This window comes from Pseudomonas sp. Sample_11 (assembly GCF_004307505.1).
Classification (GTDB): domain Bacteria; phylum Pseudomonadota; class Gammaproteobacteria; order Pseudomonadales; family Pseudomonadaceae; genus Aquipseudomonas; species Aquipseudomonas atacamensis.
This window is the reverse complement of record NZ_RCOD01000008.1, coordinates 42,853-66,369: the sequence shown is the minus strand read 5'-3', so window position 1 is coordinate 66,369 and position 23,517 is coordinate 42,853. Positions and strand designations below refer to the sequence as shown.

Genomic DNA, 23,517 nt, shown 5'->3' with positions numbered 1-23,517 from the left:
AGTCCTCAAAGTGCATCGTCGAATGTTGTTTTTGTTGTTCGAAGCTTGAGTCGCGGCGGTTTTAGAGTTGGCGGCCACCCTCCTCGCGCAACAGCGCTTGCAGGGTATCGAGGCGGGCACTGTCGAAGGCAGTGACGGTGCCCTGCTCGAACACCCGGCGCGCCAGCCCGGTCAGCACCGCACCGGGCGGCAGTTCGATTTGTAGACGCACGCCGCGCTCGTAGGCGCTTTGCACGGTGCCGCGCCAGTCCACCACGCGGCACATGTTGAAAGCGAGGTCATCGCGCAGCGCTTCGACTTTGCTCACAGGCCGCGCGCGACTGCCGCTCAGATAAGCGATTTTCGGGTTCTTCAGTTCAACCTTGGCGAAGGCCTCGGCAAGCGCCTGCGCCGGTTTTTCCAACAATGGGCAATGCGACGGCACGCTCACCGCCAGCCGCTTCGCCACTCCGGCGCCGCGACTGCGCGCCAGTTCGGCCACTGCTTGCATGGCCTTGTCGCTGCCGGCGATGACCACTTGGTTATCGGCGTTGATGTTGGCCAGATACACCGGCGCATCTTCGCTGTGCACTTGCGCCAGCAGGGTTTCGACGGTGGATAACTGCAAGCCGATGATCGCGGTCATGCCGTAGCCCTGTGGATAAGCCTGTTGCATCAGCTCACCGCGCAGACTGACCAGATGCAGCGCATCGCTGAAACTCAAGGCTCCCGCCACCACTGCTGCCGGGTAGGCGCCGATGGACAGGCCGGCGACGTAATCCGCGCTCAGTTCATCCTGCAACAACTGCCGCGAAGCAGCGACACCGGCGATCAGCAGGCACAGCTGCACCGCTCTGGTCGTGCGCAATGCCTCGGCTGAATCCAGCAGCGCAACATCTTCGCCCAGCACATCACTGGCCTCGGCCAGCGTTTCCCTTGGCAAACGCTGGAGCATGCCGGCTTGCTGCGCGCCCTGGCCGGGAAACACCAACAGGCTGCTCACGCTGCCTGCTCCTGCGGGTTCCACGGATCCGTCACCAGACAGGCCCGATAAGCATTTTTCAGCAGCACTCGGGACGAACCGCTGGCCCATTCCCGCAACGCCACAGCGCCGAACGGCGTCTGCAATTGCATATCGACCCGGCACGCAGTTTGATCAAAAAGCGCGACCAGTTCGCGCGCCTGATCACGGCCGATCATCTGCGGCGCACGCAGAATCAGATCGAGATCACTGGCCGCGTGCATCGCTGCAAAACCACTGGCCAATTCAAACCCGACACTGCCGCTGACACCCCAGACCCAACCGCAGTCATCGAGTATCGGCCGCAGTTGTTTGAGCGCCTGCATCACCGGCAGATCTCGCTCGCACTCAACCTGACAAAGGGCTTCGGGACTGACCCGACAGGCAATCGAATCGAGCGGCATAAACGCCGCCAGCCGCTGCTCGCGCAACACACTACGAACGCCGACCGCGACCAGACCTTCCTCGCTCAAGGCTCGGCGTACCACCACCGGTTGCCCGGCCGCCAGCGCCGCGATCGCCCACGCCGGCGCATCAGCCGGCAACTGCGCCGGGGTCATGCCCCAGAGCAGATCGTGGGCCAGGGGCAGGTTCACCACTGCGCCCTCAGCAACTCGCGGACTTTGCTGGAGGCGGCACGATTGCTCGCACCAAGTCGCCCTTTCAAATCAGTGCTGGTCACATCGCTGATCGCTTGCTTGAGGCACTCAGTCACGCGCGTCAGATCTTCCTCTGTCGGTTGTTCGATCTGCTGCACCGAGAGGGTTTCCCAGAGCAGACCGAGGCTGGCGTAGCTGTCGATGTCATAGGCCATCGGCGGCACGCTGGCGGCAAGCGCTTCCAGTTCCTCGACACTGCGCAAGGTGACCCGCGCCGCCGAGGCTTTGCCCATTGCGTGCACCATCACGCCGGGATCGCGCAAAGCAATCAGGCGATTGGCCTGATAACCGTGGGCGAGAAATGCACCCGACATGGCCTTGCCCACCAGCAGCGCAATCACCGGATGCCCGGCCAGGCGCGCACGGGCATAACTGTCCGCCGCGCCGGCCAGCGCCTGATGAATGCCGAGGGCTTCTTCGCGGCGGCCATACGCCTGGCTCGGCACATCGACAATGGCAATGATCGGGCGCTTCTGTGCGCTGTCGCGGTCGGCGCTGATCGCGTCATCCACAGCCTTGGCCAGACCCCAGCCTTCGAGCAGACCGACCTCGCCATTGCGGGCGCGGGGAAAACGATTGTCCGGGTCGGCGACCACGGCGATAAACCTGCCGAGCTCAGCGTCGGCGACTTTCAACGACGGCGGCAACCCTTCGACGACACTGGCGCCAGCGCTGAGCGCATTGAACCAGTGCAAACCGCGCAATGAATAACCGCTCATGAGCGCTCTCCTTGATACAGATCGCGAACCACCGACGGTTCGATTTGCTTGCCCGTGTCCAGCTTGCCGAGGCGTTGCAGGAACCACTCGGCGCGTTGACTGCGCGGCTGTGCCGGCAGGCCTTGCTGGAGCAGTTGGCCGACCTGCTGACGAATTTGCGCCACGTCATCGGCGACATAACGATCCACCAGACCACTGTGGAAACGCTGTTCGCCGCCGGTCAGGCTCCAGATGAATGGCCGGTCGCGGGAGTCGTATTCCTCGATCCCGGCTTCCTGCTCGATGACTTGCGGGCCGTTCAGACCGAGGCGTGCTTCCTGGGTCACCAGCAAATAACTGCACAGTGCCGCAGCAATCGACATGCCGCCGAAGCAACCGACACTGCCGGCGACCACGCCGACCACCGGTTGGTACTGCTGCAGATCGACAATCGCCGCGTGAATATCGGCAATCGCCGCCAGCCCGAGATTGGCTTCCTGCAAGCGCACGCCACCGGTTTCCAGCAGCAATACGGCGCGGGTGGCGATGCCGTTGCGGTTGTCTTCAGCGGCAAGTTCCAGCGCACCGGCAATCTTCGCCCCGCCGACTTCACCGAGGCTGCCGCCCTGAAACGCACCTTCAATCGCCGCGATGACCACCGGCAAACCGTCGAGGCGGCCCTTGGCGATGATCACGCCGTCGTCGGCTTGCGGCACCACACCTTGGCGCTCAAGCCATGGCGACATGACCCGTTGAAACGGATCGAGCAGTTCGCGAAAGGTCCCGACGTCGAGCAAGGCTTTCGCCCGCTGCCGCGCGCCGAGTTCGACGAAGCTGTGTTTGTTGAGCAACGCTGCGCTGTCAGTCATGGCCGATCTCCTCGAAACCCTGTTCCAGACGCAAGCGCACCACCCCCGGTGTCGCGCCGAAATCGTGGATATCGATGGCCATCGCCGGCGGCGTGGTGCCGTCGAACATCCGCGCAAACAGGTGCTGCCAGCGCTGCTGCGCGCCGTTGACCGAGGTCTGCACGTTGATCGTCAGTTTGCCGGCCAGACCCGGTTCGATCAGCACTTCCAGATCACCTGAGCCGACACAACCGACCAGCGCACGCCCGCGTGGCGGCTGCCCGGCGGGGAATTCAAACGATAGGTTTTCCATCAAAACGCTCCCTGAGAGATGCCGTCGCGCTCGATACGATCGAGCAACAGCGTGGCGGCGAGCAGGTCGGCGGCGCCACCGGGCGAGGCATTCAATGCGATGAGTTGTTGATCCAGTTCGTGCAGGCGCCGACGACCGCTGAGGCTGGCGCTGCCACCGGCATCGAGCACCGCTTGCGCGCCGGCCTGCATGGCGTGCAGACCGGGCTCGCCGGCGCGGTAGAGCACGCAGGTGTCAGCCAGCTCGGTCATGATCGCCAGCAACGCATCAAGCCGGGCGTTCTGTTCGCCGTGGCCGTTGGCGCGACTTTTGTGCAGTTGCGGCAGGCCGCGTTGCAGCACGGACGGGAAGCCCAGTTGCGCTTCCTCGCGAGCACCACGTGCGCCGTAACGCTGGGCAACCTGTGCGCCATGGCTGAGCGGCGTCGGTGCGTAGCGGTCGTCGAGCAGTGCCAGGCGGGCGGCGCACAGGGCGATGGATTTCGGTTGCAGCGCGGCGGCTGTCACCAACAGTCCCAACGCCCAGATCGCACCGCGATGGGTGTTGACGCCGTTGGTGGTCACGAGCATCGCTTGCTCGCCTTCACGGCCGATGCGGCCAATCGCTTCGCGTAACGGCACACCGACTTCGCCGATCTCCAGCGCCGCCTCGGCCATTTCCTTGAATGCCGGCCACAATGCCAGCGCCGACGCGTGCATCAGGCCCAGGTGCAGATCGGTGTGCGCGCCGTTGCCACGACGGTCGACCAGCGCCGGTTTCGGCGACAGATCGGCTTCGTCGATCAAGGCGTCCACCGCCAGATCGGCCAAGCGGTCAGCCAGAGAAAGCGGTTTCGCTTGCAGGTTGAATGCGTGCATTACCAGCTCCTGAATTTGGCGGGCGGGTTGTACAGGCCACCGGACCACTCGACCAGATCGGCGACGCTTTTCGCCGCGAGCAATTCGCGCGTGGCGTCGGTGCGGCGGATGCCGAGGTCTTCGGGCAAGGCGATCAGGCCTTCGCGGCGCATGCGTTCGGTGTCTTTCGGGTTGTGCCGCAGGCCGATGGCGGTAACCCCGGCGACCGCTGCGATCATCGCCTGGCGTTCTTCCAGCGAGCGTGCCTTGTACAGGTAGGCAATGCCTTCTTCGGTAAGCAGGTGGGTAACGTCGTCGCCGTAGATCATGATCGGCGCCAGCGGCATGCCGCTTTTCTTCGCCACTTCCACGGCGTCGAGGGTTTCGACGAAGGTCGGTTTGCCGCCCTCCTGGAAGGTCTCGACCATTTGCACCACGAGTTTCTTGCCACGTTCGAGCATCGGTTGCGGCCCATCGGCGTGGCGCATGTCAAGCCACGCCGGAGTGCCGTGACGGCGGCCGCGCGGATCGTGGCCCATGTTCGGCGCACCACCGAAACCGGCCAGACGGCCCCGAGTCACCGTCGAGGAATGGCCGTCGCCATCGACCTGCAATGTCGCGCCAATAAACAGATCCACCGCGTATTGCCCGGCGAGTTGGCAGACCATGCGGTTGGAGCGCAGCGAACCGTCGCGGCCAGTGAAGAACACATCCGGCCGAGCGGCGATGTAGTTTTCCATGCCCAGTTCGGTACCGAAGCAATGCACGCTCTCGACCCAGCCGCTTTCAATCGCCGGGATCAGCGTCGGGTGCGGATTGAGCGTCCAGTTGCGGCAGATCTTGCCTTTCAGGCCGAGGGATTCGCCGTAGGTCGGCAGGATCAGTTCGATGGCGGCGGTGTTGAAACCGATGCCGTGGTTGAGCGACTGCACGTTGTGTTTTTCGTAGATCCCGCGAATCGCCATCATCGCCATCAACACGTGCACAGGCTTGATATGCCGTGGGTCGCGGGTGAACAGCGGCTCGATGTAGAACGGCTTGTCGGCGACCACGACGAAATCGACCCATGAAGCGGGAATGTCTACGCGGGGCAGTTCGCTGACGTCATCGACCAATTGGTTGACCTGGACGATGACGATGCCATCGCTGAACGCCGCCGGTTCGATCAGTGCGGGAGTGTCTTCGGTGCTCGGGCCGGTGTAGATGTTGCCGGCGCGGTCGGCCATGAAACCGGCCGAGAGCACAACGTTGGGGATCAGGTCCACGACGAGGCGGGCGTAGAGTTCGATGTACGTGTGAATGGCGCCGACTTCGAGCAAGCCATCTTCGAGCAACTGGCTGATGCGCAGGCTCTGGGTGCCGGCGAAGGAGAAATCGAGCTTGCGGGCAATGCCACGTTCGAACAGATCAAGGTGCTCGGAGCGGCCGACGCTGGGCATGATCATGTGCAGATCGTGGAGTTTGGCCGGGTCGGCCTTGGCCAGCGAACGCGAGAGGAAATCCGCCTGCTTCTGGTTGTTGCCCTCCAGCACCACGCGGTCGCCGGGATGGATCAGCGCTTCGAGCGCGGCGACGATCTTGTCGCTGGGCAACACCGCGCCATCGGCGAGCCCGCGCACCTTGTCGAGCCGGCGCTGCTTCTCGTCACGCCGCCGCGTCCAGCGCGAGTCGGGGGAAATTGTTGTTGTCATGCTCACTCCACGGGTTCGCTGTCGTGGAGCCAAGTTAGGCGTGTGTGATGAGGGCATCAATCAAGCTGGGCGGTGAATCATTACGCTGAGCGTAACGTTCAAAAGCTACCCTCACCCTAGCCCTCTCCCGGAGGGAGAGGGAACCGATTGGGGGATGCTTGGGAATGACGCTGACCTGAACCCGTTGTAGTGAATCCATAATCGACTCGGTCATTCAGGTCGATGTAGGACGCGAGACACCTCGATCGGCTCCCTCTCCCTCTGGGAGAGGGCTGGGGTGAGGGGCTTTCAGTCGGTTGGCACCATTTTGTCCAGCACGCGATTCACCGCCATCTCCGCCACCATGACAATCTGCGCGATGCCCTGCAGGGTCTTGCGCTGCGAACCTTCCACGGAAGCGGCGTGGTTGTGCAGCATCACCGTCGCCGAACCCAGGGTTTCACAGGCGTCGGCCAGCAAGGACTCGGTGTCGGCTTCGGGGTTGGCCATGTACAGCGTGTTGGGGGTGTACGGCGGGGCCATGAAGTCAGCGCTGGGCGGGCCGAGGTAATGGTCGAGGGCGCGCTCGGCGGCTTCGTGGAATTTCTTTGAGTCGGGGGATTGGTAGGGCGATGCCGGGTCTTTGGTCGGCGGGTTTGGCGTTACTTTGAACATGAGCTGTGTTCCCGTTGTTGAGCGCCAACCCCTTGGCTACTAAACGAAAGGGAGGCGACTGTACGCAGGTTAGTAGACCGGGGAACTCAGCTTAAACCGGCGCGCCGAAGCGCCCTACGTACAGCCACCATCAAGCTCAGATGCGGAACACCTGTGATGAATGCACGACCAGCTGAATTACCGCGGGCTACTAAACCCGATCACTGGGAATCAGTGACCCGATCCAAGTTACGCAGCAAGCCCTGGGCGCACAAGCCGGCGGATTCTGGCGCAGGCGTAGGCAGCGGCGCAAGGATTTGTAGGCTGGTGCGGCGTAACACTGGGTGTCTTTAAACACCGGCAAGGATTGGCGTTGATCGTTCCCACGTTCTGCGTGGGAATGCCTCCACGGACGCTCCGCGTTCGGCTCTTGATGGGACGCGGAGCGTCCCGGGCTGCATTCCCACGCGGAGCGTGGGAACGATCAAGCGAAAGCCTTGGATCAGCGGGCCAATCCCGCATCCACCAACAACTTCTCCAGCCCCAACAAATCCGGCACCTTGGCCACCTGCTCGCCCACCTGCACCGCCGCCTGCTCCAGCGCGCACAACGGCACATCGACGTAACTCAACTGACTGTCGAGCTTGTACGACCGAGGAATCCCCTGCACCAACAGGGCGATGAATCTCAGCTCGGGCAAGCCGCCCAGCGCATTCAGAATCACGATCCGCGCCCGTTCGCCGATGACGATTTTCTGCCCGCAGGCCGATTCGAAACTGATCAGCGGAATCTGCCGCTCGCGCCACGTTACCCGGCCCAGGTACCACGGCGGCGTGTCGAGATCGAAGGCGCTGGCCTGGTAGTCGATCAGCTCGGCGATGGCGACATTCGGCAGGATCAGGTTGCGATCGGCCAGCGGCAGCAGCAGCCCGGTGAGCTGGCTGGTGCGCGGGTTGTGCCGGTGCTCATGCATGTTTCTTGCTCCACTGGGCGATGCTCTCCAGCAACACCGATTCCTGATACGGCTTGCCGAGGTAGTCGTTGACGCCGATGGCCATGGCGCGGTCGCGGTGTTTCTGGCCGGTGCGCGAGGTGATCATGATGATCGGCAAGTGGCGCAGGCGTTCGTCGGCGCGCACCTGGGTGGCGACTTCGAAGCCGTCCATGCGCGGCATTTCGATGTCGAGCAGCATCAGGTCGGGCAGGTGCTCTTCGAGCAGCAGCATCGCATCGACACCGTCCTTGGCGGTCAGCACGTTCATGCCGTGACGTTCGAGCAAACGGCTGGTGACCTTGCGCACCGTTACCGAGTCATCGACGACCATGATCAGCAGCGGCTTGTGCGGCTCGCTGTCGATCTCCGTGGCCTTCGGTTCCTGCGCCAGGCGCGCCTGCATCGCCCGGATCGGTGCGAGCAGATCCAGAATCAACACCACCCTGCCATCGCCGAGAATCGTCGCCCCCGACACGCCCTGCACCGCCGCGAATTGCGGGCCGAGGCTCTTGACCACGATCTCGCGGGTGCCGGCCATGGAGTCGACCAGCACCGCAACATGGCGGTCGTTGCAATGCACCAGCAGCACCGGCAACGGCAGGTTCTGCCCGAGCAGTTTCGGCCGTGGCGCAGTCTTCAACAGCTCGCCGAGGTAGCACAGTTCATAACGCTGGCCGGCGTATTGATAACTCGGCGGATCCTGACGGAAGTGCCCTTCCAGATCATTCGGCAACACGCGCACGATGCCTTCGATGGTGTTCAGCGGGATCGCGTACTGATCCTCAGCGCACTGCACCATCAGCGCGCGGTTGACCGACACGGTGAACGGCAGGCGAATGCGGAAATGCACGCCCTGCCCCGGCACCGAATCGATGCTCATGCTGCCGCCGAGTTGGCGCACTTCTTCGTGGACCACGTCCATGCCGACGCCACGCCCGGAAATCTGGGTGATCTTTTCCGCCGTGGAGAAACCCGGCTGGAGAATGAACTGCAACACATCGCGGTCGCTGATCTCGGCGTCGGGCGCCAGCAGACCGCGCTTGATCGCCTTGCGCCGCACGGCTTCCAGCGGCACACCGGCGCCGTCATCGCGGATGTCGAAAACCATGTCGCCGCCCTCGCGCGACAGATCGAGGGTGATCTGCCCTTGCGCCGGTTTACCCGCCGCCAATCGCACCTCGGCAGATTCGAGGCCATGGTCGACGGCATTGCGCAGCATGTGTTCCAGCGGCGCGGCCATGCGCTCCAGCACGTTGCGATCCATCTCGCCATCAGCGTTGCCGACGACGAATGCGACATCCTTGCCCAGCTCTTCGGCGACCTGCCGCACGATGCGTTTCAGACGCGGGACCATGCGTTCGAACGGCACCATGCGCGTGCGCATCAGGCCTTCCTGCAATTCGGTGTTGATCCGCCCCTGTTGCTGCAACAGGTTCTCCGCATCGTGGTTGCGGCGGTCGAGGGTTTCCTTGAGGTCGAGCAGGTCCGAGGCGGATTCGAACAGCGCCCGCGACAGTTGCTGGAGCTGCGAATGGCGGTCCATTTCCAGCGGATCGAAATCTTCGTAACCGAGGCGTTCGCCATCGACTTGCTGGCGGCTGAGAATGCGCCCCTGGGTTTCGGTGTCGAGGCGGCGCAACTGATCGCGCATGCGCTCGATGGTGGTTTCCATCTCGTTGAGAGCAATCTGCGCATCGTTGACTTGCTGCTCGATCCGTCCGCGAAAGATCGAGGTTTCCCCGGCCAGATTGACCAGTTCATCAAGCAGCTCGGACGAGACCTTGACCATGTCCGCGCCAGCATCGGCGCTCGGCGGCGCGGCCTCGGGCTTGATGACTGGAGCCGGCGCCGGCGGCGCTTCAACCTGCACCGGGTGACTGAAATTCTGGATGGCGCTGATCAGCCGATCGGCCGGCGGGCACGGTTGCCCGGCGCGCACGCCATCGAGCATTTGCGCCAGTCGGTCATGGCCACGCTGCACCAGCGCGAACAGTTCGGCAGACGGTTGCAGCGCACCGGTGGAGAGGCTTTCGTAGAGAAATTCCAGCTCATGGGCGAGGTCGCCGATCGGGCCGATTTCGACCATCCGCGCGCCACCCTTGAGGGTGTGCAGATCGCGCAGCAGGGTTTCGATTTCCTGACGGTTGCCCGGCTCGGCCTGCCAGCGCAACAGCGCGGCGCCGGAGCTTTCGATGATGTCGAAACCTTCTTCGAGGAAGATTTCCAACAGTTCCGGATCATGCCCGGCGTTGTCGTGTTCGACCGCTGCGGGGGCAGATTCGCTGGCGGCCTGGCCCTGACGCAACTGACGGATCGCGTCGATCAAATCCTGTGCCGGAGTCAGCGCTTGATGCGCTTGCAGTTGCTCCAGCATCAGTGCCAAACGCTCATGACTGTGCTGCAACAAACCTTCGAGCGCGGTGCTGTGGTTGTAGCGTCGATCGACCAGCCCTTCGTAGAGATTTTCCAGTTCCTGGGCGAGATCGCCGACGGCCTCGACCTCGGCCATGCGCGCGCCGCCCTTCAGCGTGTGCAAGTCGCGCTGCAATGACGACAGCGGCGCGGCGTTGTCCGGGTCCTTGAGCCAGCGCTGCAAGGCTTGCCCCGCGCTGTCGAGAATGTCCACCGCCTCTTCGAGGAAGATTTCGACAATTTCGTCGTCCGGCTCGAGGGCGGCAACCGATTGCTGCAATTGCGCGGTGGCGCTGCCCAGCTCGCGAATGTCCAGGGTGCGGCTGCCATCGCTGCGGATCAGGCCCATCGCCGCCGGGTCGAGGCCTTCGTCGAGCAGATCCTGCAAGGCGCGAATACGCTCCGGTTGCGCGGTGATTTCCTGGCCGGCAGCGAGTTCGTCGAGCATGTTGATCAACGCTTCGTGGGCCAGTTGCGCTTCGTGGAAAAACCGCTCGCTGACCGCCAGGCTGCTTTCTTCCACCGCGCCATACAGGTCGAGCAAGGCTTCGCACAAGCCATCGACCGCCTGCAGATCGGCCAGATGCGCACCTTCGCCCAGAGTGGTCAGCTCATCGAGCAAGGCGCTGAGTTCCTGGCGTTCGCCGGGGTGCTGCTGCCAGCGCTGCAAAAGGTTTTCGGCGTCGAGGAGGATGTCCATGCCCTGGGCGAGGAAGTTGTTGATCAGTTGCGGATCGCGCTTGAGGCGCAGGCCGCTGTCAGCGCCATCGGAACTGGCTTGCAGGCGCTCGGCGAGCAGCGCTTCGGTGCGTTTGATCAGCGACTGCGCACCGACAATCGGCGCCAGCGGATCGTGTTTGAGCTGGCGCAGGCCGACGCGGAACAAGCCCTCGGCTTCGAGCAGCAATTCGACCTCGTCCAGATCCAGCGGCAACTGATGCGCCTTGAACTCGCGGGCCAGTTGATCCAGCGAAGCCGCCAGTTCGGCCATCGGCAATACGCCGGCCATCGAGGCACTGCCTTTGAGCGTGTGCAGCGCCCGTTGCAGTTCGTCGCTGGCCGGCAACGGCACCTGTTCGGCGGCCTGATCGAGGAAACGGTTGAGGCTCGCGAGGTGGGTTTCGGCTTCTTTGCGGAAGATTTCCAGCAGCAGCGGATCAAGCGCGGCGACATCATCGGTATCTTCGGCTGCCAGCGGCTCATCGCCTTTGGCCAACGCGTGGGCGCGGGCGGCGAGTTGGTCAACATCGTTGCGCTGGCGCTGACGCTGGGTGGCGAATTCGTTGATCAGCTCGGGCAGCAGCAACAGCGTGTCGCCGAGCAATTGGCGCAGCACTGCGCCGGGTTCGACGCTTTGTTCGAGCACGCGGTTGAGCAGGTTTTCCACCGCCCAGGCCAGTTCGCCAAGGACCAACGCGCGGACCATGCGCCCGCTGCCCTTCAAGGTATGGAAGGCCCGACGCAGCTCAATCAGGGCGGCGCGGTCCTGGGGATTGGCGGTCCAGCGCGGCAGGTATTCGTGGAGGACTGCGAGAACTTCGTCGGTCTCTTCGAGGAATACTTCGCGCAGTTCATCGTCGACCGGTTCTTCATCGGCCGGCGGCGGCATCAGGCTGTCGGGGCTGTTGCGCGCCGGCGGGTTGAGCGCCGACAGCGGGCTGGCCAGCACTTCGGCCAGCGACTGCACGACGTCAGGGTCGTCGAGCGCTTGCAGATCCTGCATGAGCTGCGCTTCGCTGGGGCTGAGCACCTCATCGAGCACCGGCACCTGCGCTTCGCCGGGCTGCTCGTTGGCGAAGAAGCCGAGGCTGGCGAGGCTGTTTTGCGCGACATCGAGCAGATGTTCGGCGGGCGCCTGCGGGTCGTCGCTCAGGCGTTCGAGGTAATACTCGAGGCTGCTGATCACATCGGCCAGATGATCGAGTTGTTCCCAGCCCGGTTCGTGGGCATCGAGCATCAAATGCTCGCGAATGAAACCGTTGCAGGCCTCGACCAGACTCGCTGCGCGGGCCAGCGGAATCATCGCCAGCGCGCCGCGCACCTGTGTCAGCAGATCGGGCAGCGATTGCAGATGCTGGCGGTCCCAATCGGCGTCGATGTAATCGACGATCATGTCCTTGGCCTGTTGCAGGCAGATGCGCGCTTCCTTGATCACGATCTGATGGATCTGCGTCAGGTCGGTGGTCGGCAGGCGCGCGTCTTCGGCGCTTTGCGTCTCCACCGTGCCGACCATGCCGGCCAGCGTCGCTTCGACGTAGAGCAAGGCCCCGGCGACGTCCATGAGAATCGCGTCGTTCGGTTCGCGCTGGCCTTGGGCGAGGCTGAGCACCACTGCCAGTTGGTCGATGATGACTTTGCGCGGCTGGCCGAAACCCAGTACCGCGAGGGTGTCGGCGATCTGTCGCAGCGGCGCGAGCAGGCTGTCCAGATCCGAAGCGTGCTGGCGGTCACTGCGCACGAACAGATCGAGGCGCTCCTTGACCCGCACCAGCTCTTCGCACAGCGCCGCCAGCACCGAGCGCATGGCATCGCGGTCGGGGCCGGCGAGGCGCGCGCGTTCTTCATCGACCATCGCGCTGTCGGGCAACGCGTCGTCCAGGGAGTAGTGATCTTTCATGGTCAGCATCTGCCCGGTGGGATGTTCGGCTTTGGCAATATAGAACAACAGGCTTTTCAGCAGCTCGGCCGGCGCCGGTTGATTGAGCCCGACGATGCCCTGCTCGAGCAGGCGCTTGAGCTCTTGGTCGGCGTCCTTGAACAGGCTGCGCAGCGCCGGACTGTTGGCGATGACGCCCTCGCGCATGCCCTCGACCAATGCCGAGGCGACCTGCCACAACGGGCTCAACGGCGCGTCGCCGCTCAGCGCTTCGAGACGGCTGAAGACTTTGGCCAGATAGCCAAGGTGCGTCTGGTCGTCCTGTTCGCGCAGCAGACCGACCAGAGCCATTTGCAGCATCTGCCGCAGTTTGCGCAGTACGTTCGGCAGATCGGGCGGTTCCAGCGCGGCGAGTGCCTCGTCGCCGAGCGGCGCCAGCTCGGGCAGTGGCGGGCTGAACAGGCTGGTTTCCGCCAGCAGGCTTTCACCGCGAGCGCTGCGCAGGTCGTTGATCAGCGGCAGCACCACCAGCGGCAGGTCGCGGCGGGCGCTCTGCACGCGGTCGAGGTAAAGCGGCAGTTGCCCCAGGGCTTGCAGCATCAGGTGCAAGGCTTCGTCGCGGTGCGGCACGCGTTGATGTTGCAGGGCTTCGACCAGATGCTCCATTTCTTCGGCCAGTAACGCTGCGCCGTAGAACTCGACCATTTGCAGGCTGCCGTGGACCTGATGAATGTAGGCCAGGCACTCGTCCAGCCCGGGGAAGGCCTGCGGATCGTCGAGCACGGCTTCGATCGCCTGATGCGCCAGCTTCAGCGTTTCGGCAATTTCGCCCTTGACCCATTCCAGGGCCACGTAGTCGTGCCGATCACCCATAACCACTCCACTCACGCTTTATCTGTCGCCGCCGGCAAGGTGAAACCGGACACCGAACGGCGCAACTGACTGGCCATTTTCGCCAGGTTGCCGATGCTCTCGGCGGTGGCCGTGGACCCCGACGAAGTCTGCGAGGTGATCTGCTGGATCACGTTCATCGTCAGCGAGATCTGCCCGGCCGAAGACGTCTGCTGTTGCGCCGCGTTGGAAATGCTCTGGATCAGCGCCGCGAGGGTCTTGGACACGCCTTCGATTTCTTCCAGGGCCACACCGGCATCCTGCGCCAGTCGCGCGCCGCGCACCACTTCGGTGGTGGTCTGCTCCATGGAAATCACCGCTTCGTTGGTGTCGGCCTGAATCGCCCGCACCAGGGTTTCGATCTGCCGGGTCGCGGCGGACGAACGCTCGGCCAGCCGCTGCACTTCGTCGGCAACCACGGCAAAACCGCGCCCGGCGTCGCCGGCCATCGATGCCTGGATCGCCGCGTTGAGGGCGAGAATGTTGGTCTGGTCGGCGATGTCATCGATCAGGCTGACGATGTCGCCGATTTCCTGGGACGACTCGCCGAGGCGCTTGATGCGCTTGGCGGTGTCCTGAATCTGTTCGCGGATGTTGTCCATGCCGTGGATGGTGTTGTGCACCACCTCGTTGCCTTTGTTGGCGATTTCCACGGAACGCTCGGCCACCGCCGACGATTCGGCAGCGTTGGCCGAGACCTGATCGATGGACTCGGCCATGTCGCTGATCGCTGTCGAGGCTTCGGAAATCTGCTGCGCCTGTTGCTCCGAGGCTTGGGCCAGATGCATGGCGGTGGCCTGGGTTTCCTGCACCGCAGCGGCAACCTGGCCGGCGGTGAGGTTGATGGTGGCGACCAGATCGCGCAATTGGTCGACGGAATAGTTGATCGAATCGGCGATGGTGCCGGTGAAGTCTTCGGTCACCGAGGCGGTCACGGTGAGGTCGCCATCGGCGAGGTCTTCGATTTCGTCGAGCAGGCGCATGATCGCGTTCTGGTTGCGCTCGTTCTTCTCGGCGGTCTCGCGCAATTGGCGATTGGTTTCGCGGACCATGACCAGACCGATGAGGATGATCGAGGCCAGTGCCAGCAAGCCCAGCACATAGCCGCCAATGGTGTCGGTGTTGCGCCCGCCGGCCAGGTGCTCGAACCCGGTGGCCAAGTGCGAGGCTTCGTCGAGCAGGGTTTGCGACAGGGTGAAGATGTTGCTGGCCGACTCGCGCACCTTGAACAGCTCAGGCGAGGTTTCGAGGATTTCATCCACGGAGCCGGAAACGAACTGGAACAGCTCGGAGATTTCGCTCAAACGCGCACGGGCGTCGCGGTCTTCGACCTGGCTGATTTTCAGCGCCGGGTTGCCCTGCAACATGCCGTTGAGCACCAGACCGAAACGCGCGGCATCGCGGCCAAAGGCGTCGGCGGCCTGCTGCGAGTTTTCGTCACCGGCAAGCACCGTGTTGACGGCACCGAGGATGCGTTCGGCAAGCAACGATTGCCGTTGCGCCATTGCCACCTGCGCCGCCGGGGCGCCGCGCTGGAGGAGGATTTCCACGACTTTTTCGTATTCGATCTGCAACTGCGGCACGGTTTCGGCCAGCGTCGCGGCGACTTGATGCAGCGACAGCACGGTCTGTTCGCTGGTGAGGATCGCATCGGTGTTTTTCAGCAGGCGCTCCCAGTCCATCTGCACCGCGCGCATTTCCGGGCGCACGGCGACGGGTGCCGGTGGCAGGCCGGTGTTCGGGTCACCCTTTTTCAGGTAACCCCAGCGCTGGGCGAAATCGTTGCGCGCATCGCTGAGCAGTTTGAACGCCGCAGCCTTGCCCGCCGCCGCTTCGGTGGCGTTCTTGGCAATGCGTTGCGAAAGCACGCGCAGTTCGCCGGCATGGCCGATGTACTGCTTGTCGTAGTTCGCCTGGGTGTTGAGGTACGCGAAGTTGGCGAACAGCAGCATGATGAACACGATCAGTGCGATAAACAGCACGATGATCTGTGCGCGACTGCGCGATGCTTCTGCCGACTTGCCTGTTTTTGCTTTTGTCATCGGTCCTCGCCTATGAAACCTGCCATGGCCCTTGTGGGAGCGAGCCTTGTGGCGAGGGGATTTATCCCCGTTCGGCTGCGAAGCAGTCGCAAAAATATCGCATGCACTGACGGTGTCAGGCATTGCAGTTTTTGGGGCCGCTGCGCGACCCAACGGGGATAAATCCCCTCGCCACATGGCCCGCGTCCACATGGGTTCTGTTGTTCGTGCTAAAGAGCCACACCCATGAACACCGGAGATCTGGCCAGTGCAAACAGGCTGAACACCCGCCAGTTCTGTTCGCGGCGGAAATAGCCTTTGACGAATTCGGCCTTGGAGCCCTGGCGCTTGCTGATCGACAGCGGCTCGAAACTGCCCTGTTCGAAATGCTGCAAGCCGATGACTTCGTCGACCATTACCCCGGCGAACACGTCTTCATGCTCCACCACCAATACCCGCCGCTGTTTGCGCAACGGCGACAGTTCATGGCCGAAGAAGCCGCACAGGTCCATGATCGGCAGCAGCCGCCCGCGCAGGTTAGCCACACCCTTGACCCACGGCTTGACCCCGGGCAACTGGGTGAAGCGCGGTTCATGCAGGACTTCGCTGACTTCGCCCATCGGCGCCACATACCAATGCTCGCCGAGGCGAAAGCCGATGCCGCTCCAGCGATCCGGGCGCGCCGCTTGCGACGGCAGGTCGGCTGCCAGCAGGCGGCAGCGCTGGTCGATCTGCCAGAGCAGTTCGAACGCGGTCAGCGATTCGTTCATGATCGCGCGATCAGCCGTTGAGTACGTTGTTCAGGGTCTTGATCAGGGTGTCTTCGTCGACCGGTTTGGTCAGGTAATCCTTGGCGCCCTGGCGGGTGCCCCAGACCTTGTCGGTCTCCTGATCCTTGGTGGTGATGATGATCACCGGGATGTGCGCCGTGTCGGCATCCTTGGTCAACTGGCGGGTCGCCTGAAAACCGTTGAGGCCGGGCATGACGATGTCCATCAGCACCGCGTCGGGTTTTTCCTGACGGGCCAGGGCCACGCCGTCGGCGCCGTTCTCGGCCTTGAGCACTTCATGGCCGTGCTTTTCGAGCATGCCGGTGAGTTTGTACATTTCAGTCGGCGAATCATCGACGATCAGGATACGTGCCATGGTCTTCCCCATTTTTCTGGTCGACTGCCGGCCCGCTGGCCGAGCGTCACTGTGCGTGTCTTACTGCGGCAAAACGGCGGCGAAGCCCGGAACATGGGCCTGGATCGCGTTGAGCAGTTCTTCTTTGCTGAACGGCTTGGTCAGAAATTGATCAGAGCCGACAATCCGCCCCTTGGCCTTGTCGAACAGACCGTCCCTGGACGACAGCATGATCACCGGCGTCGCCTTGAAGGCGCTGTTGTTCTTGATCAGGGCGCAGGTCTGATAACCGTCCAGACGCGGCATCATGATGTCGACAAAGATGATCCCGGGATGGTGGTCGGCAATCTTCGCCAGCGCATCGAAACCGTCGATGGCGGTGATCACTTCGCAACCGACATTCTTCAACAATGTTTCGGCGGTGCGGCGAATCGTTTTCGAGTCGTCGATCACCATGACCTTCAAGGCGCTGGACTGCTGTTCCATAAGAGGGTTCTACCGTCGCCTTTGCGAATCAAATTGTCCGTTTTGCTGTGAATAATGGCCTGAAACCCTTGAAACCCATGGGGCGGCGCGATCTGCCAGCCTTTTTAGCACAGTCTCCAGATGCAATCTATCGACGGGTTTTTCCTTGACCCGAAACCCGCCCGGCGCCACTCTGGCGGCACTTTTTCAATACCGATCCGGTAGCCAAATTTCGAGGAAAACCCAATGAGCGTTCGCGTCGGGATTGTCATGGACCCTATCGCCAGCATCTCCTATAAAAAGGATAGCTCGCTGGCCATGCTGCTGGCCGCGCAGAAGCGTGGCTGGGAACTGTTCTACATGGAACAGAAAGACCTGTATCAGGCCGAAGGCCAGGCGCGGGCGCGGATGAGCCCGCTGAAAGTCTTCGCCAACCCGGACAAATGGTTCGAACTGGACGCCGAACAGGACAAGCTGCTGAGCGACCTGGACGTGATCCTGATGCGCAAGGATCCGCCGTTCGACATGGAATTCGTCTATTCCACTTATTTGCTGGAACAGGCCGAAGCCGCTGGCGTGCTGGTGGTGAACAAGCCGCAGAGCCTGCGCGACTGCAATGAAAAGCTGTTCGCTACGCTGTTTCCGCAGTGCACGCCGCCGACCATCGTCAGCCGCCGCCCGGACGTATTGCGTCAGTTCGCCGACCGTCACGGTGACGTGATCCTCAAGCCGCTGGACGGCATGGGCGGTTCGTCGATCTTCCGCCATACCGCCGGCCACCCGAACCTCTCGGTGATCCTCGAAACCCTGACCCTGCACGGCAAGCAGCAGATCATGATTCAGGGCTACCTGCCGGCGATCGTCGATGGCGACAAGCGCATCCTGATGATCGATGGCGAGCCGGTGGATTACTGCCTGGCGCGGATCCCGGCCATGGGCGAAACCCGTGGCAACCTCGCCGCCGGTGGCCGTGGCGAAGCGCGTCCGCTGACCGAGAAGGATCGCTGGATCGCCGCCCAGGTCGGCCCGACCTTGCGCGAGAAAGGCCTGCTGTTTGTCGGCCTCGACGTGATCGGCGAGCACCTGACCGAAATCAACGTCACCAGCCCGACCTGCATCCGCGAAATCGACAATGCGTTCGGCACTGATATCGGCGGCATGCTCATGGATGCTATCGAAAAGCAGCTGCAAGCTTCGAGCCGCAAGCCACAAGCTTGAAGCCGGCCCGCGTCAGCTTGAAGCTTGAAGCTTGAAGCTGCCCCTATGCAGCTTGTCGCTTGAAGCTCGTAGCTTGCAGCTAAAAACCAACATTGCGTTATCATGCCGAGCCCAAAAAAACGCGATGTTGGTTTTTCTACGATGACTCTGCCGTCCGATCTGCCCGCTGAACTCGCCCATCGTGGCGTGCGCCCGGCCGATCGCCTCGGTTTTACCCTGTTTCTCGCGGCGCTGATTCACCTGGCGCTGCTGCTCGGCGTCGGTTTCACCATGGTCGAGCCGCAGCAGATCAGCAAAACCCTGGAAATCACCCTGGCCACCTTCAAGGCCGAGAAGAAGCCGGAAAAGGCAGATTTTCTCGCTCAGGAAAACCAGGAAGGCAGCGGCACGCTGGACAAGAAGGCCCTGCCCAAGACCACCGAAGTCGCGCCGTTCCAGGACAATCAGGTCAAAAAGGTCACCCCGCCGCCCGCCGCCAAGCCAGTGGTGCAGGAAGCCGCCCCGAAGGCAGCGGTGACCACCGTTGCGCCGAAACCGAAAAAGGCGCCGACCAAGAAAGAAGAAAGCAAAACCGAAGTCAAACCGACCGTCGACGCGCCGGTGTTCGACAGCTCGCAGTTGTCCAGCGACATCGCCAGCCTCGAGGCGGAGCTGGCCAAGGAACAACAGCTGTACGCCAAGCGCCCGCGCATCCACCGACTGAGCGCGGCCTCGACCATGCGCGACAAGGGCGCGTGGTACAAGGACGACTGGCGCAAGAAGGTCGAGCGCATCGGCAACCTCAACTACCCCGAAGAAGCACGGCGCAAGCAGATCTACGGCAATTTGCGCCTGATGGTCTCGATCAATCGCGACGGTTCGCTGTATGAAGTGCTGGTGCTCGAATCCTCCGGCCAGCCGCTGCTCGATCAGGCGGCGCAGCGCATCGTCCGCCTGGCCGCGCCGTTTGCACCGTTTACCGGTGATCTGTCGGACATCGACCGCCTGGAAATCATCCGCACCTGGAAATTTGCGCGGGGCGACAAGCTCTCCAGCAATTAAGAGCAAAATCAAAAGATCGCAGCCTTCGGCAGCTCCTACAGTGGGCCTGCGTACACCCTGTAGGAGCTGCCGAAGGCTGCGATCTTTTAAAGCCTCAGCTTGTCAGTTCGCCCTTGCGACGCCACACTAGCGCTCATGAAAAACGTCAGCCCCAGCTACCTCAAGCATCACTTCCTGATCGCCATGCCACACATGGCCGACCCGAACTTTGCCCACACCTTGACCTACATCGTCGAGCACACGGCCAATGGCGCGATGGGGCTGGTGGTCAACAGGCCGCAAGACTTGAACCTGGCCGACATCCTCGAACAGCTGCGCCCGGACATCGAGCCGCCGGCGCGTTGCCAGGATGTGCCGATCTTCATCGGCGGGCCGGTGCAGACCGATCGCGGTTTTGTCCTGCACCCGGCGGGCCAGACCTTCCAGGCCACGGCGCAGCTGGACGGCGACCTGGCCCTGTCGACTTCGCAGGACGTGCTGTTCGCCATCGCTGACGGCGTCGGCCCCGCGCAGAGCCTGATCACCCTCGGTTACGCCGGTTGGGAAGCCGGGCAACTGGAAGCCGAACTGGCCGACAACGCCTGGCTGACCTGCCCGTTCAACGCCGACATCCTGTTCAACACCCGCAGCGAATTGCGCCTGGAAGCGGCAGCGCGGCACCTGGGCATCGACCTCAATCTGCTCACCAGCCAGGCGGGTCACGCCTGATGGCCCTGCGCCTGATTCTCGGCTTCGACTACGGCACCAAACAGATCGGCGTCGCGGTCGGCCAGGTCATCACCGGCCAGGCCCGCGAGCTGTGCACCCTCAAAGCACAGAATGGTGTGCCGAACTGGGATCAGGTCGAAGCGCTGATAAAAGAATGGAAACCCGACGCCGTGGTGGTCGGCCTGCCGCTGAACATGGACGGCACGCCCAGCGAGATGTGCGTGCGCGCGGAGAAATTCGCCCGCCGCCTCAACGGCCGCTACAACCTGCCCTTCTATACCCACGACGAACGCCTGACCACTTTCGAAGCCAAGGGCGAGCGACTGGTGCGTGGCGGGCAGAAAGGCAGTTACCGCGACAACCCGGTGGACGCCATCGCCGCCGCCCTGTTGCTGCAGGGCTGGCTCGATGAAAACACTGCATTGTTTGAATCCTGACAAGCGCTTCGGCGCTTTTCTTTTGGTTATAAACCGAGCTTCGTCCGGCAGGACGCAGCGCGGAATCACGAAGGAGCAACCATGAGCCTGCCCAATCCCGCCGATCTGATCAGCCAGATGGCGACCCGCCTCAAGGCGCACCTTGCCCAGCGTGACATCAGCGAACCGCGTTACATCGGCATCCGCACCGGCGGCATCTGGGTCGCGCAGGCGCTGCTCAAGGAACTGGCCAGCGATGCGCCACTGGGCACGCTGGATGTGTCCTTCTACCGCGACGACTTCAGCCAGAACGGCCTGCACCCGCAAGTGCGCCCGTCCGCCCTGCCCTTCGAGATCGAAGGCCAGCATCTGGTGCTGATCGACGACGTGCTGATGAGCGGTCGGACCATCCGCGCCGCCATGAATGAACTGTTCGATTATGGCCGTCCGGCCAGCGTCACCCTGGTCTGCCTGCTGGACCTGGACGCCGGTGAGCTGCCGATCCGCCCGAACGTGGTCGGCGCCACCCTGACCCTGGCCGGCAACCAGCGGGTCAAGTTGTCCGGCCCCGAGCCGCTGACGCTCGAACTGCAAGACGTCACCCTTTAATCCGCCCTATTGAGAGTCCCCCTCGCGATGACGCCTCTAGATACCAAGCGCCCGCTGCAGCTCAATGATCAGGGCCAGCTGCGCCACTTCCTCTCGCTCGACGGTTTGCGCCGCGAGTTGCTGACGGAAATCCTCGACACTGCCGACTCGTTCCTTGAAGTCGGCGCCCGGGCGGTGAAGAAGGTCCCGTTGCTGCGCGGCAAGACCGTGTGCAACGTGTTCTTCGAAAACTCCACGCGCACCCGCACCACTTTCGAACTGGCGGCCCAACGGTTGTCGGCAGACGTGATCACCCTGAACGTGTCGACATCGTCGGCGAGCAAGGGCGAAACGCTGCTCGATACCCTGCGCAACCTTGAAGCGATGGCCGCCGACATGTTCGTCGTGCGCCACGGCGACTCGGGCGCGGCGCACTTCATCGCCGAGCATGTCTGCCCGCAGGTGGCGATCATCAACGGCGGCGACGGCCGGCATGCGCACCCGACCCAGGGCATGCTCGACATGCTCACCATCCGTCGGCACAAGGGCGGTTTCGAAAACCTCTCGGTGGCGATCGTCGGCGACATCCTCCATTCGCGGGTGGCGCGCTCGAACATGCTCGCGCTGAAGACCCTCGGCTGCCCGGACATCCGCGTGATCGCGCCGAAAACCCTGCTGCCGATCGGCATCGAGCAATACGGCGTCAAGGTCTACACCGACATGGCTGAAGGCCTGAAAGACGTCGACGTGGTGATCATGCTGCGTCTGCAACGTGAGCGCATGACCGGCGGCCTGCTGCCCAGCGAAGGCGAGTTCTATCGCCTGTTCGGCCTGACCACCGCACGTCTGGCCGGAGCCAAACCCGATTGCATTGTCATGCACCCGGGGCCGATCAACCGTGGTGTGGAGATCGAGTCGGCGGTGGCCGACGGCCCACACTCGGTGATCCTCAATCAAGTGACCTACGGCATCGCGATTCGTATGGCCGTGCTGTCCATGGCCATGAGCGGGCAGACTGCGCAACGTCAATTCGAGCAGGAGAACGCCCAGTGAAGCTCAGCATTCTCGGCGCACGCGTCATCGATCCCTGCGGCGGCCTGGATCAAATCACCGACATCCACGTTGAAGCCTGCAAGATCGTCGCCCTCGGCGCCGCACCGGCCGGTTTCAGCGCAGTGGAAACCATCGATGCCCATGGCCTGGTGGCCGCGCCTGGCCTGGTCGACCTCAACGTCGCCCTGCGCGAGCCGGGCTACAGCCGCAAAGGCTCGATCGTCAGCGAAACCCGCGCCGCCGCTGCCGGTGGCGTGACCAGCCTGTGCTGCCCGCCGAAAACCAGACCGGTGCTCGACACATCCGCCGTGGCTGAGCTGATCCTCGACCGCGCCCGCGAGGCCGGCAATACCAAAGTGTTCCCGATTGGCGCGCTGAGCAAAGGCCTCGACGGCGAACAACTGGCCGAACTGGTCGCGCTGCGCGACGCCGGTTGCGTGGCGTTCGGCAACGGTCTGGAAAGCTTTCGCAACAGCCGCACCCTGTGCCGGGCGCTGGAATACGCAGCGACTTTCGACCTGACGGTGATCTTCAACTCGCAGGATCACGATCTGGCCGAGGGCGGTCTCGCCCACGAAGGCGCGGTCGCCAGTTTCCTAGGCCTGCCGGGCATCCCGGAAACCGCCGAAACCGTGGCGCTGGCTCGCGATCTGCTGCTGGTCGAGCAGACCGGCGTGCGTGCGCATTTCAGCCAGTTGACCAGTGCGCGCGGTGTGGCGCTGATTGCTCAGGCGCAGGCCCGTGGCTTGAAGGTAACGGCGGATGTTGCGTTGTATCAGCTGATCCTGACTGACGAAGCGCTGATCGACTTCAACAGCCTCTACCACGTGCAACCGCCGCTGCGCACCCGCGCCGACCGCGATGGTCTGCGTGAAGCGGTGAAATCCGGGGTGGTCTCTGCCATTTCCAGCCATCACCAGCCCCACGAGCGCGACGCCAAACTGGCACCGTTCGGCGCCACCGAGCCGGGCATCAGCAGTGTTGAGTTGCTGCTGCCGCTGGCGATGACGCTGGTTGAGGATGGTTTGCTCGATCTGCCGACGCTGCTGGCACGTCTGAGCGCAGGCCCGGCTGAAGCGCTGCGCCTGCCGGCGGGCAAACTGGCGGTAGGTGGTGCGGCGGATATCGTGCTGTTCGATCCGAAGGCATCGACGGTGGCCGGTGAACACTGGCTGTCGAAGGGCGAGAACTGCCCGTTCATCGGGCACAGTCTGCCGGGTGTCGTTCGCTATACGCTGGTGGATGGGCGGATTACTCACAAGGCCTAAAAAGCAAAAGATCGCAGCCTTCGGCAGCTCCTACTTTGGAATG

At 63.1% G+C, this 23,517-nt stretch carries 21 protein-coding genes; 7 read left to right on the top strand and 14 right to left on the bottom strand.

Annotation, left to right across the window (positions count from 1 at the left end):
- Positions 1 to 61: 61 nt before the first annotated feature.
- The 14 genes from mdcH to pilG all read right to left on the bottom strand — a co-directional run bounded on the left by mdcH (position 62) and on the right by pilG (position 17,203).
- Entirely contained in the window at positions 62 to 982 is a 921-nt protein-coding gene (mdcH, locus tag D8U60_RS01895) for a malonate decarboxylase subunit epsilon (RefSeq protein WP_130899358.1), read from the bottom strand.
- Positions 979 to 1,599 carry a malonate decarboxylase holo-ACP synthase gene (locus D8U60_RS01890; RefSeq protein ID WP_130899357.1) on the bottom strand — a complete coding sequence of 207 codons (621 nt, stop codon included), beginning with the start codon at positions 1,597 to 1,599 and terminating at the stop codon, positions 979 to 981. The genes mdcH and D8U60_RS01890 overlap by 4 nt, the downstream gene beginning before the upstream one ends.
- A complete protein-coding gene (gene mdcE, locus D8U60_RS01885) occupies positions 1,593 to 2,378 on the bottom strand; it encodes a biotin-independent malonate decarboxylase subunit gamma (protein ID WP_130899356.1) in 786 nt (261 codons plus the stop codon). Before mdcE ends, D8U60_RS01890 begins: the two co-directional genes overlap by 7 nt.
- Positions 2,375 to 3,226, bottom strand: coding sequence for a biotin-independent malonate decarboxylase subunit beta (locus D8U60_RS01880; protein WP_130899355.1), 852 nt, complete (start codon positions 3,224 to 3,226; stop codon positions 2,375 to 2,377). Before D8U60_RS01880 ends, mdcE begins: the two co-directional genes overlap by 4 nt.
- Positions 3,219 to 3,518, bottom strand: coding sequence for a malonate decarboxylase subunit delta (locus D8U60_RS01875; protein WP_039757560.1), 300 nt, complete (start codon positions 3,516 to 3,518; stop codon positions 3,219 to 3,221). Before D8U60_RS01875 ends, D8U60_RS01880 begins: the two co-directional genes overlap by 8 nt.
- Positions 3,518 to 4,375: a triphosphoribosyl-dephospho-CoA synthase gene (locus D8U60_RS01870; protein ID WP_130899354.1), complete on the bottom strand. Its 858-nt coding sequence runs from the start codon at positions 4,373 to 4,375 to the stop codon at positions 3,518 to 3,520. Before D8U60_RS01870 ends, D8U60_RS01875 begins: the two co-directional genes overlap by 1 nt.
- A complete protein-coding gene (mdcA, locus tag D8U60_RS01865) occupies positions 4,375 to 6,045 on the bottom strand; it encodes a malonate decarboxylase subunit alpha (RefSeq protein ID WP_016772750.1) in 1,671 nt (556 codons plus the stop codon). Before mdcA ends, D8U60_RS01870 begins: the two co-directional genes overlap by 1 nt.
- A 288-nt stretch (positions 6,046 to 6,333) precedes the next feature.
- On the bottom strand, positions 6,334 to 6,699 hold the full coding sequence (locus tag D8U60_RS01860; RefSeq protein WP_122603372.1) for a hypothetical protein: 366 nt from the start codon (positions 6,697 to 6,699) through the stop codon (positions 6,334 to 6,336).
- Between the two features lie 481 nt (positions 6,700 to 7,180).
- A complete protein-coding gene (locus D8U60_RS01855) occupies positions 7,181 to 7,651 on the bottom strand; it encodes a chemotaxis protein CheW (protein ID WP_041476805.1) in 471 nt (156 codons plus the stop codon).
- Positions 7,644 to 13,553 carry an Hpt domain-containing protein gene (locus tag D8U60_RS01850; RefSeq protein WP_130899353.1) on the bottom strand — a complete coding sequence of 1,970 codons (5,910 nt, stop codon included), beginning with the start codon at positions 13,551 to 13,553 and terminating at the stop codon, positions 7,644 to 7,646. Before D8U60_RS01850 ends, D8U60_RS01855 begins: the two co-directional genes overlap by 8 nt.
- 11 nt (positions 13,554 to 13,564) lie before the next feature.
- The gene (locus D8U60_RS01845; protein WP_016772746.1) at positions 13,565 to 15,613 is read right to left on the bottom strand and encodes a methyl-accepting chemotaxis protein; all 2,049 of its coding nucleotides are present in this window, start codon (positions 15,611 to 15,613) and stop codon (positions 13,565 to 13,567) included.
- 209 nt (positions 15,614 to 15,822) lie between these two features.
- The gene (locus tag D8U60_RS01840; protein ID WP_016772745.1) at positions 15,823 to 16,362 is read right to left on the bottom strand and encodes a chemotaxis protein CheW; all 540 of its coding nucleotides are present in this window, start codon (positions 16,360 to 16,362) and stop codon (positions 15,823 to 15,825) included.
- Between the two features lie 10 nt (positions 16,363 to 16,372).
- Entirely contained in the window at positions 16,373 to 16,738 is a 366-nt protein-coding gene (gene pilH, locus D8U60_RS01835; protein ID WP_016772744.1) for a twitching motility response regulator PilH, read from the bottom strand.
- Between the two features lie 60 nt (positions 16,739 to 16,798).
- On the bottom strand, positions 16,799 to 17,203 hold the full coding sequence (gene pilG, locus D8U60_RS01830) for a twitching motility response regulator PilG (RefSeq protein ID WP_016772743.1): 405 nt from the start codon (positions 17,201 to 17,203) through the stop codon (positions 16,799 to 16,801).
- A 225-nt stretch (positions 17,204 to 17,428) separates the two neighbouring features.
- Here pilG and gshB point away from each other — a divergent pair, with 225 nt between their 5' ends.
- From gshB to D8U60_RS01795, 7 genes are all read left to right on the top strand, one after another.
- Positions 17,429 to 18,400 carry a glutathione synthase gene (gshB, locus tag D8U60_RS01825; protein ID WP_130899352.1) on the top strand — a complete coding sequence of 324 codons (972 nt, stop codon included), beginning with the start codon at positions 17,429 to 17,431 and terminating at the stop codon, positions 18,398 to 18,400.
- A gap of 141 nt (positions 18,401 to 18,541) precedes the next feature.
- The gene (locus D8U60_RS01820; protein WP_039757551.1) at positions 18,542 to 19,441 is read left to right on the top strand and encodes an energy transducer TonB; all 900 of its coding nucleotides are present in this window, start codon (positions 18,542 to 18,544) and stop codon (positions 19,439 to 19,441) included.
- 135 nt (positions 19,442 to 19,576) lie between these two features.
- Positions 19,577 to 20,149, top strand: coding sequence for a YqgE/AlgH family protein (locus D8U60_RS01815; RefSeq protein WP_016772739.1), 573 nt, complete (start codon positions 19,577 to 19,579; stop codon positions 20,147 to 20,149).
- Positions 20,149 to 20,586 carry a Holliday junction resolvase RuvX gene (gene ruvX / locus D8U60_RS01810; RefSeq protein WP_016772738.1) on the top strand — a complete coding sequence of 146 codons (438 nt, stop codon included), beginning with the start codon at positions 20,149 to 20,151 and terminating at the stop codon, positions 20,584 to 20,586. The genes D8U60_RS01815 and ruvX overlap by 1 nt, the downstream gene beginning before the upstream one ends.
- An 81-nt stretch (positions 20,587 to 20,667) precedes the next feature.
- Positions 20,668 to 21,174 (top strand): bifunctional pyr operon transcriptional regulator/uracil phosphoribosyltransferase PyrR, encoded by a 507-nt coding sequence (gene pyrR, locus D8U60_RS01805; RefSeq protein ID WP_024014655.1) that lies wholly within the window; start codon positions 20,668 to 20,670, stop codon positions 21,172 to 21,174.
- Between the two features lie 27 nt (positions 21,175 to 21,201).
- Positions 21,202 to 22,206 (top strand): aspartate carbamoyltransferase catalytic subunit, encoded by a 1,005-nt coding sequence (locus D8U60_RS01800; protein WP_016772736.1) that lies wholly within the window; start codon positions 21,202 to 21,204, stop codon positions 22,204 to 22,206.
- Positions 22,203 to 23,474 carry a dihydroorotase gene (locus D8U60_RS01795; RefSeq protein WP_130899351.1) on the top strand — a complete coding sequence of 424 codons (1,272 nt, stop codon included), beginning with the start codon at positions 22,203 to 22,205 and terminating at the stop codon, positions 23,472 to 23,474. The genes D8U60_RS01800 and D8U60_RS01795 overlap by 4 nt, the downstream gene beginning before the upstream one ends.
- Positions 23,475 to 23,517 lie beyond the last annotated feature (43 nt).

Bases quoted from the DNA above. Each gene is read 5' to 3' on its own strand.
- mdcE (WP_130899356.1), bottom strand. From the start codon at position 2,378: ATGAGCGGTTATTCATTGCGCGGTTTGCACTGGTTCAATGCGCTCAGC.
- D8U60_RS01880 (WP_130899355.1), bottom strand. From the start codon at position 3,226: ATGACTGACAGCGCAGCGTTGCTCAACAAACACAGCTTCGTCGAACTC.
- D8U60_RS01875 (WP_039757560.1), bottom strand. From the start codon at position 3,518: ATGGAAAACCTATCGTTTGAATTCCCCGCCGGGCAGCCGCCACGCGGG.
- D8U60_RS01870 (WP_130899354.1), bottom strand. From the start codon at position 4,375: ATGCACGCATTCAACCTGCAAGCGAAACCGCTTTCTCTGGCTGACCGC.
- mdcA (WP_016772750.1), bottom strand. From the start codon at position 6,045: ATGACAACAACAATTTCCCCCGACTCGCGCTGGACGCGGCGGCGTGAC.
- D8U60_RS01860 (WP_122603372.1), bottom strand. From the start codon at position 6,699: ATGTTCAAAGTAACGCCAAACCCGCCGACCAAAGACCCGGCATCGCCC.
- D8U60_RS01855 (WP_041476805.1), bottom strand. From the start codon at position 7,651: ATGCATGAGCACCGGCACAACCCGCGCACCAGCCAGCTCACCGGGCTG.
- D8U60_RS01850 (WP_130899353.1), bottom strand. From the start codon at position 13,553: ATGGGTGATCGGCACGACTACGTGGCCCTGGAATGGGTCAAGGGCGAA.
- D8U60_RS01845 (WP_016772746.1), bottom strand. From the start codon at position 15,613: ATGACAAAAGCAAAAACAGGCAAGTCGGCAGAAGCATCGCGCAGTCGC.
- D8U60_RS01840 (WP_016772745.1), bottom strand. From the start codon at position 16,362: ATGAACGAATCGCTGACCGCGTTCGAACTGCTCTGGCAGATCGACCAG.
- pilH (WP_016772744.1), bottom strand. From the start codon at position 16,738: ATGGCACGTATCCTGATCGTCGATGATTCGCCGACTGAAATGTACAAA.
- pilG (WP_016772743.1), bottom strand. From the start codon at position 17,203: ATGGAACAGCAGTCCAGCGCCTTGAAGGTCATGGTGATCGACGACTCG.
- gshB (WP_130899352.1), top strand. From the start codon at position 17,429: ATGAGCGTTCGCGTCGGGATTGTCATGGACCCTATCGCCAGCATCTCC.
- D8U60_RS01820 (WP_039757551.1), top strand. From the start codon at position 18,542: ATGACTCTGCCGTCCGATCTGCCCGCTGAACTCGCCCATCGTGGCGTG.
- D8U60_RS01815 (WP_016772739.1), top strand. From the start codon at position 19,577: ATGAAAAACGTCAGCCCCAGCTACCTCAAGCATCACTTCCTGATCGCC.
- ruvX (WP_016772738.1), top strand. From the start codon at position 20,149: ATGGCCCTGCGCCTGATTCTCGGCTTCGACTACGGCACCAAACAGATC.
- pyrR (WP_024014655.1), top strand. From the start codon at position 20,668: ATGAGCCTGCCCAATCCCGCCGATCTGATCAGCCAGATGGCGACCCGC.
- D8U60_RS01800 (WP_016772736.1), top strand. From the start codon at position 21,202: ATGACGCCTCTAGATACCAAGCGCCCGCTGCAGCTCAATGATCAGGGC.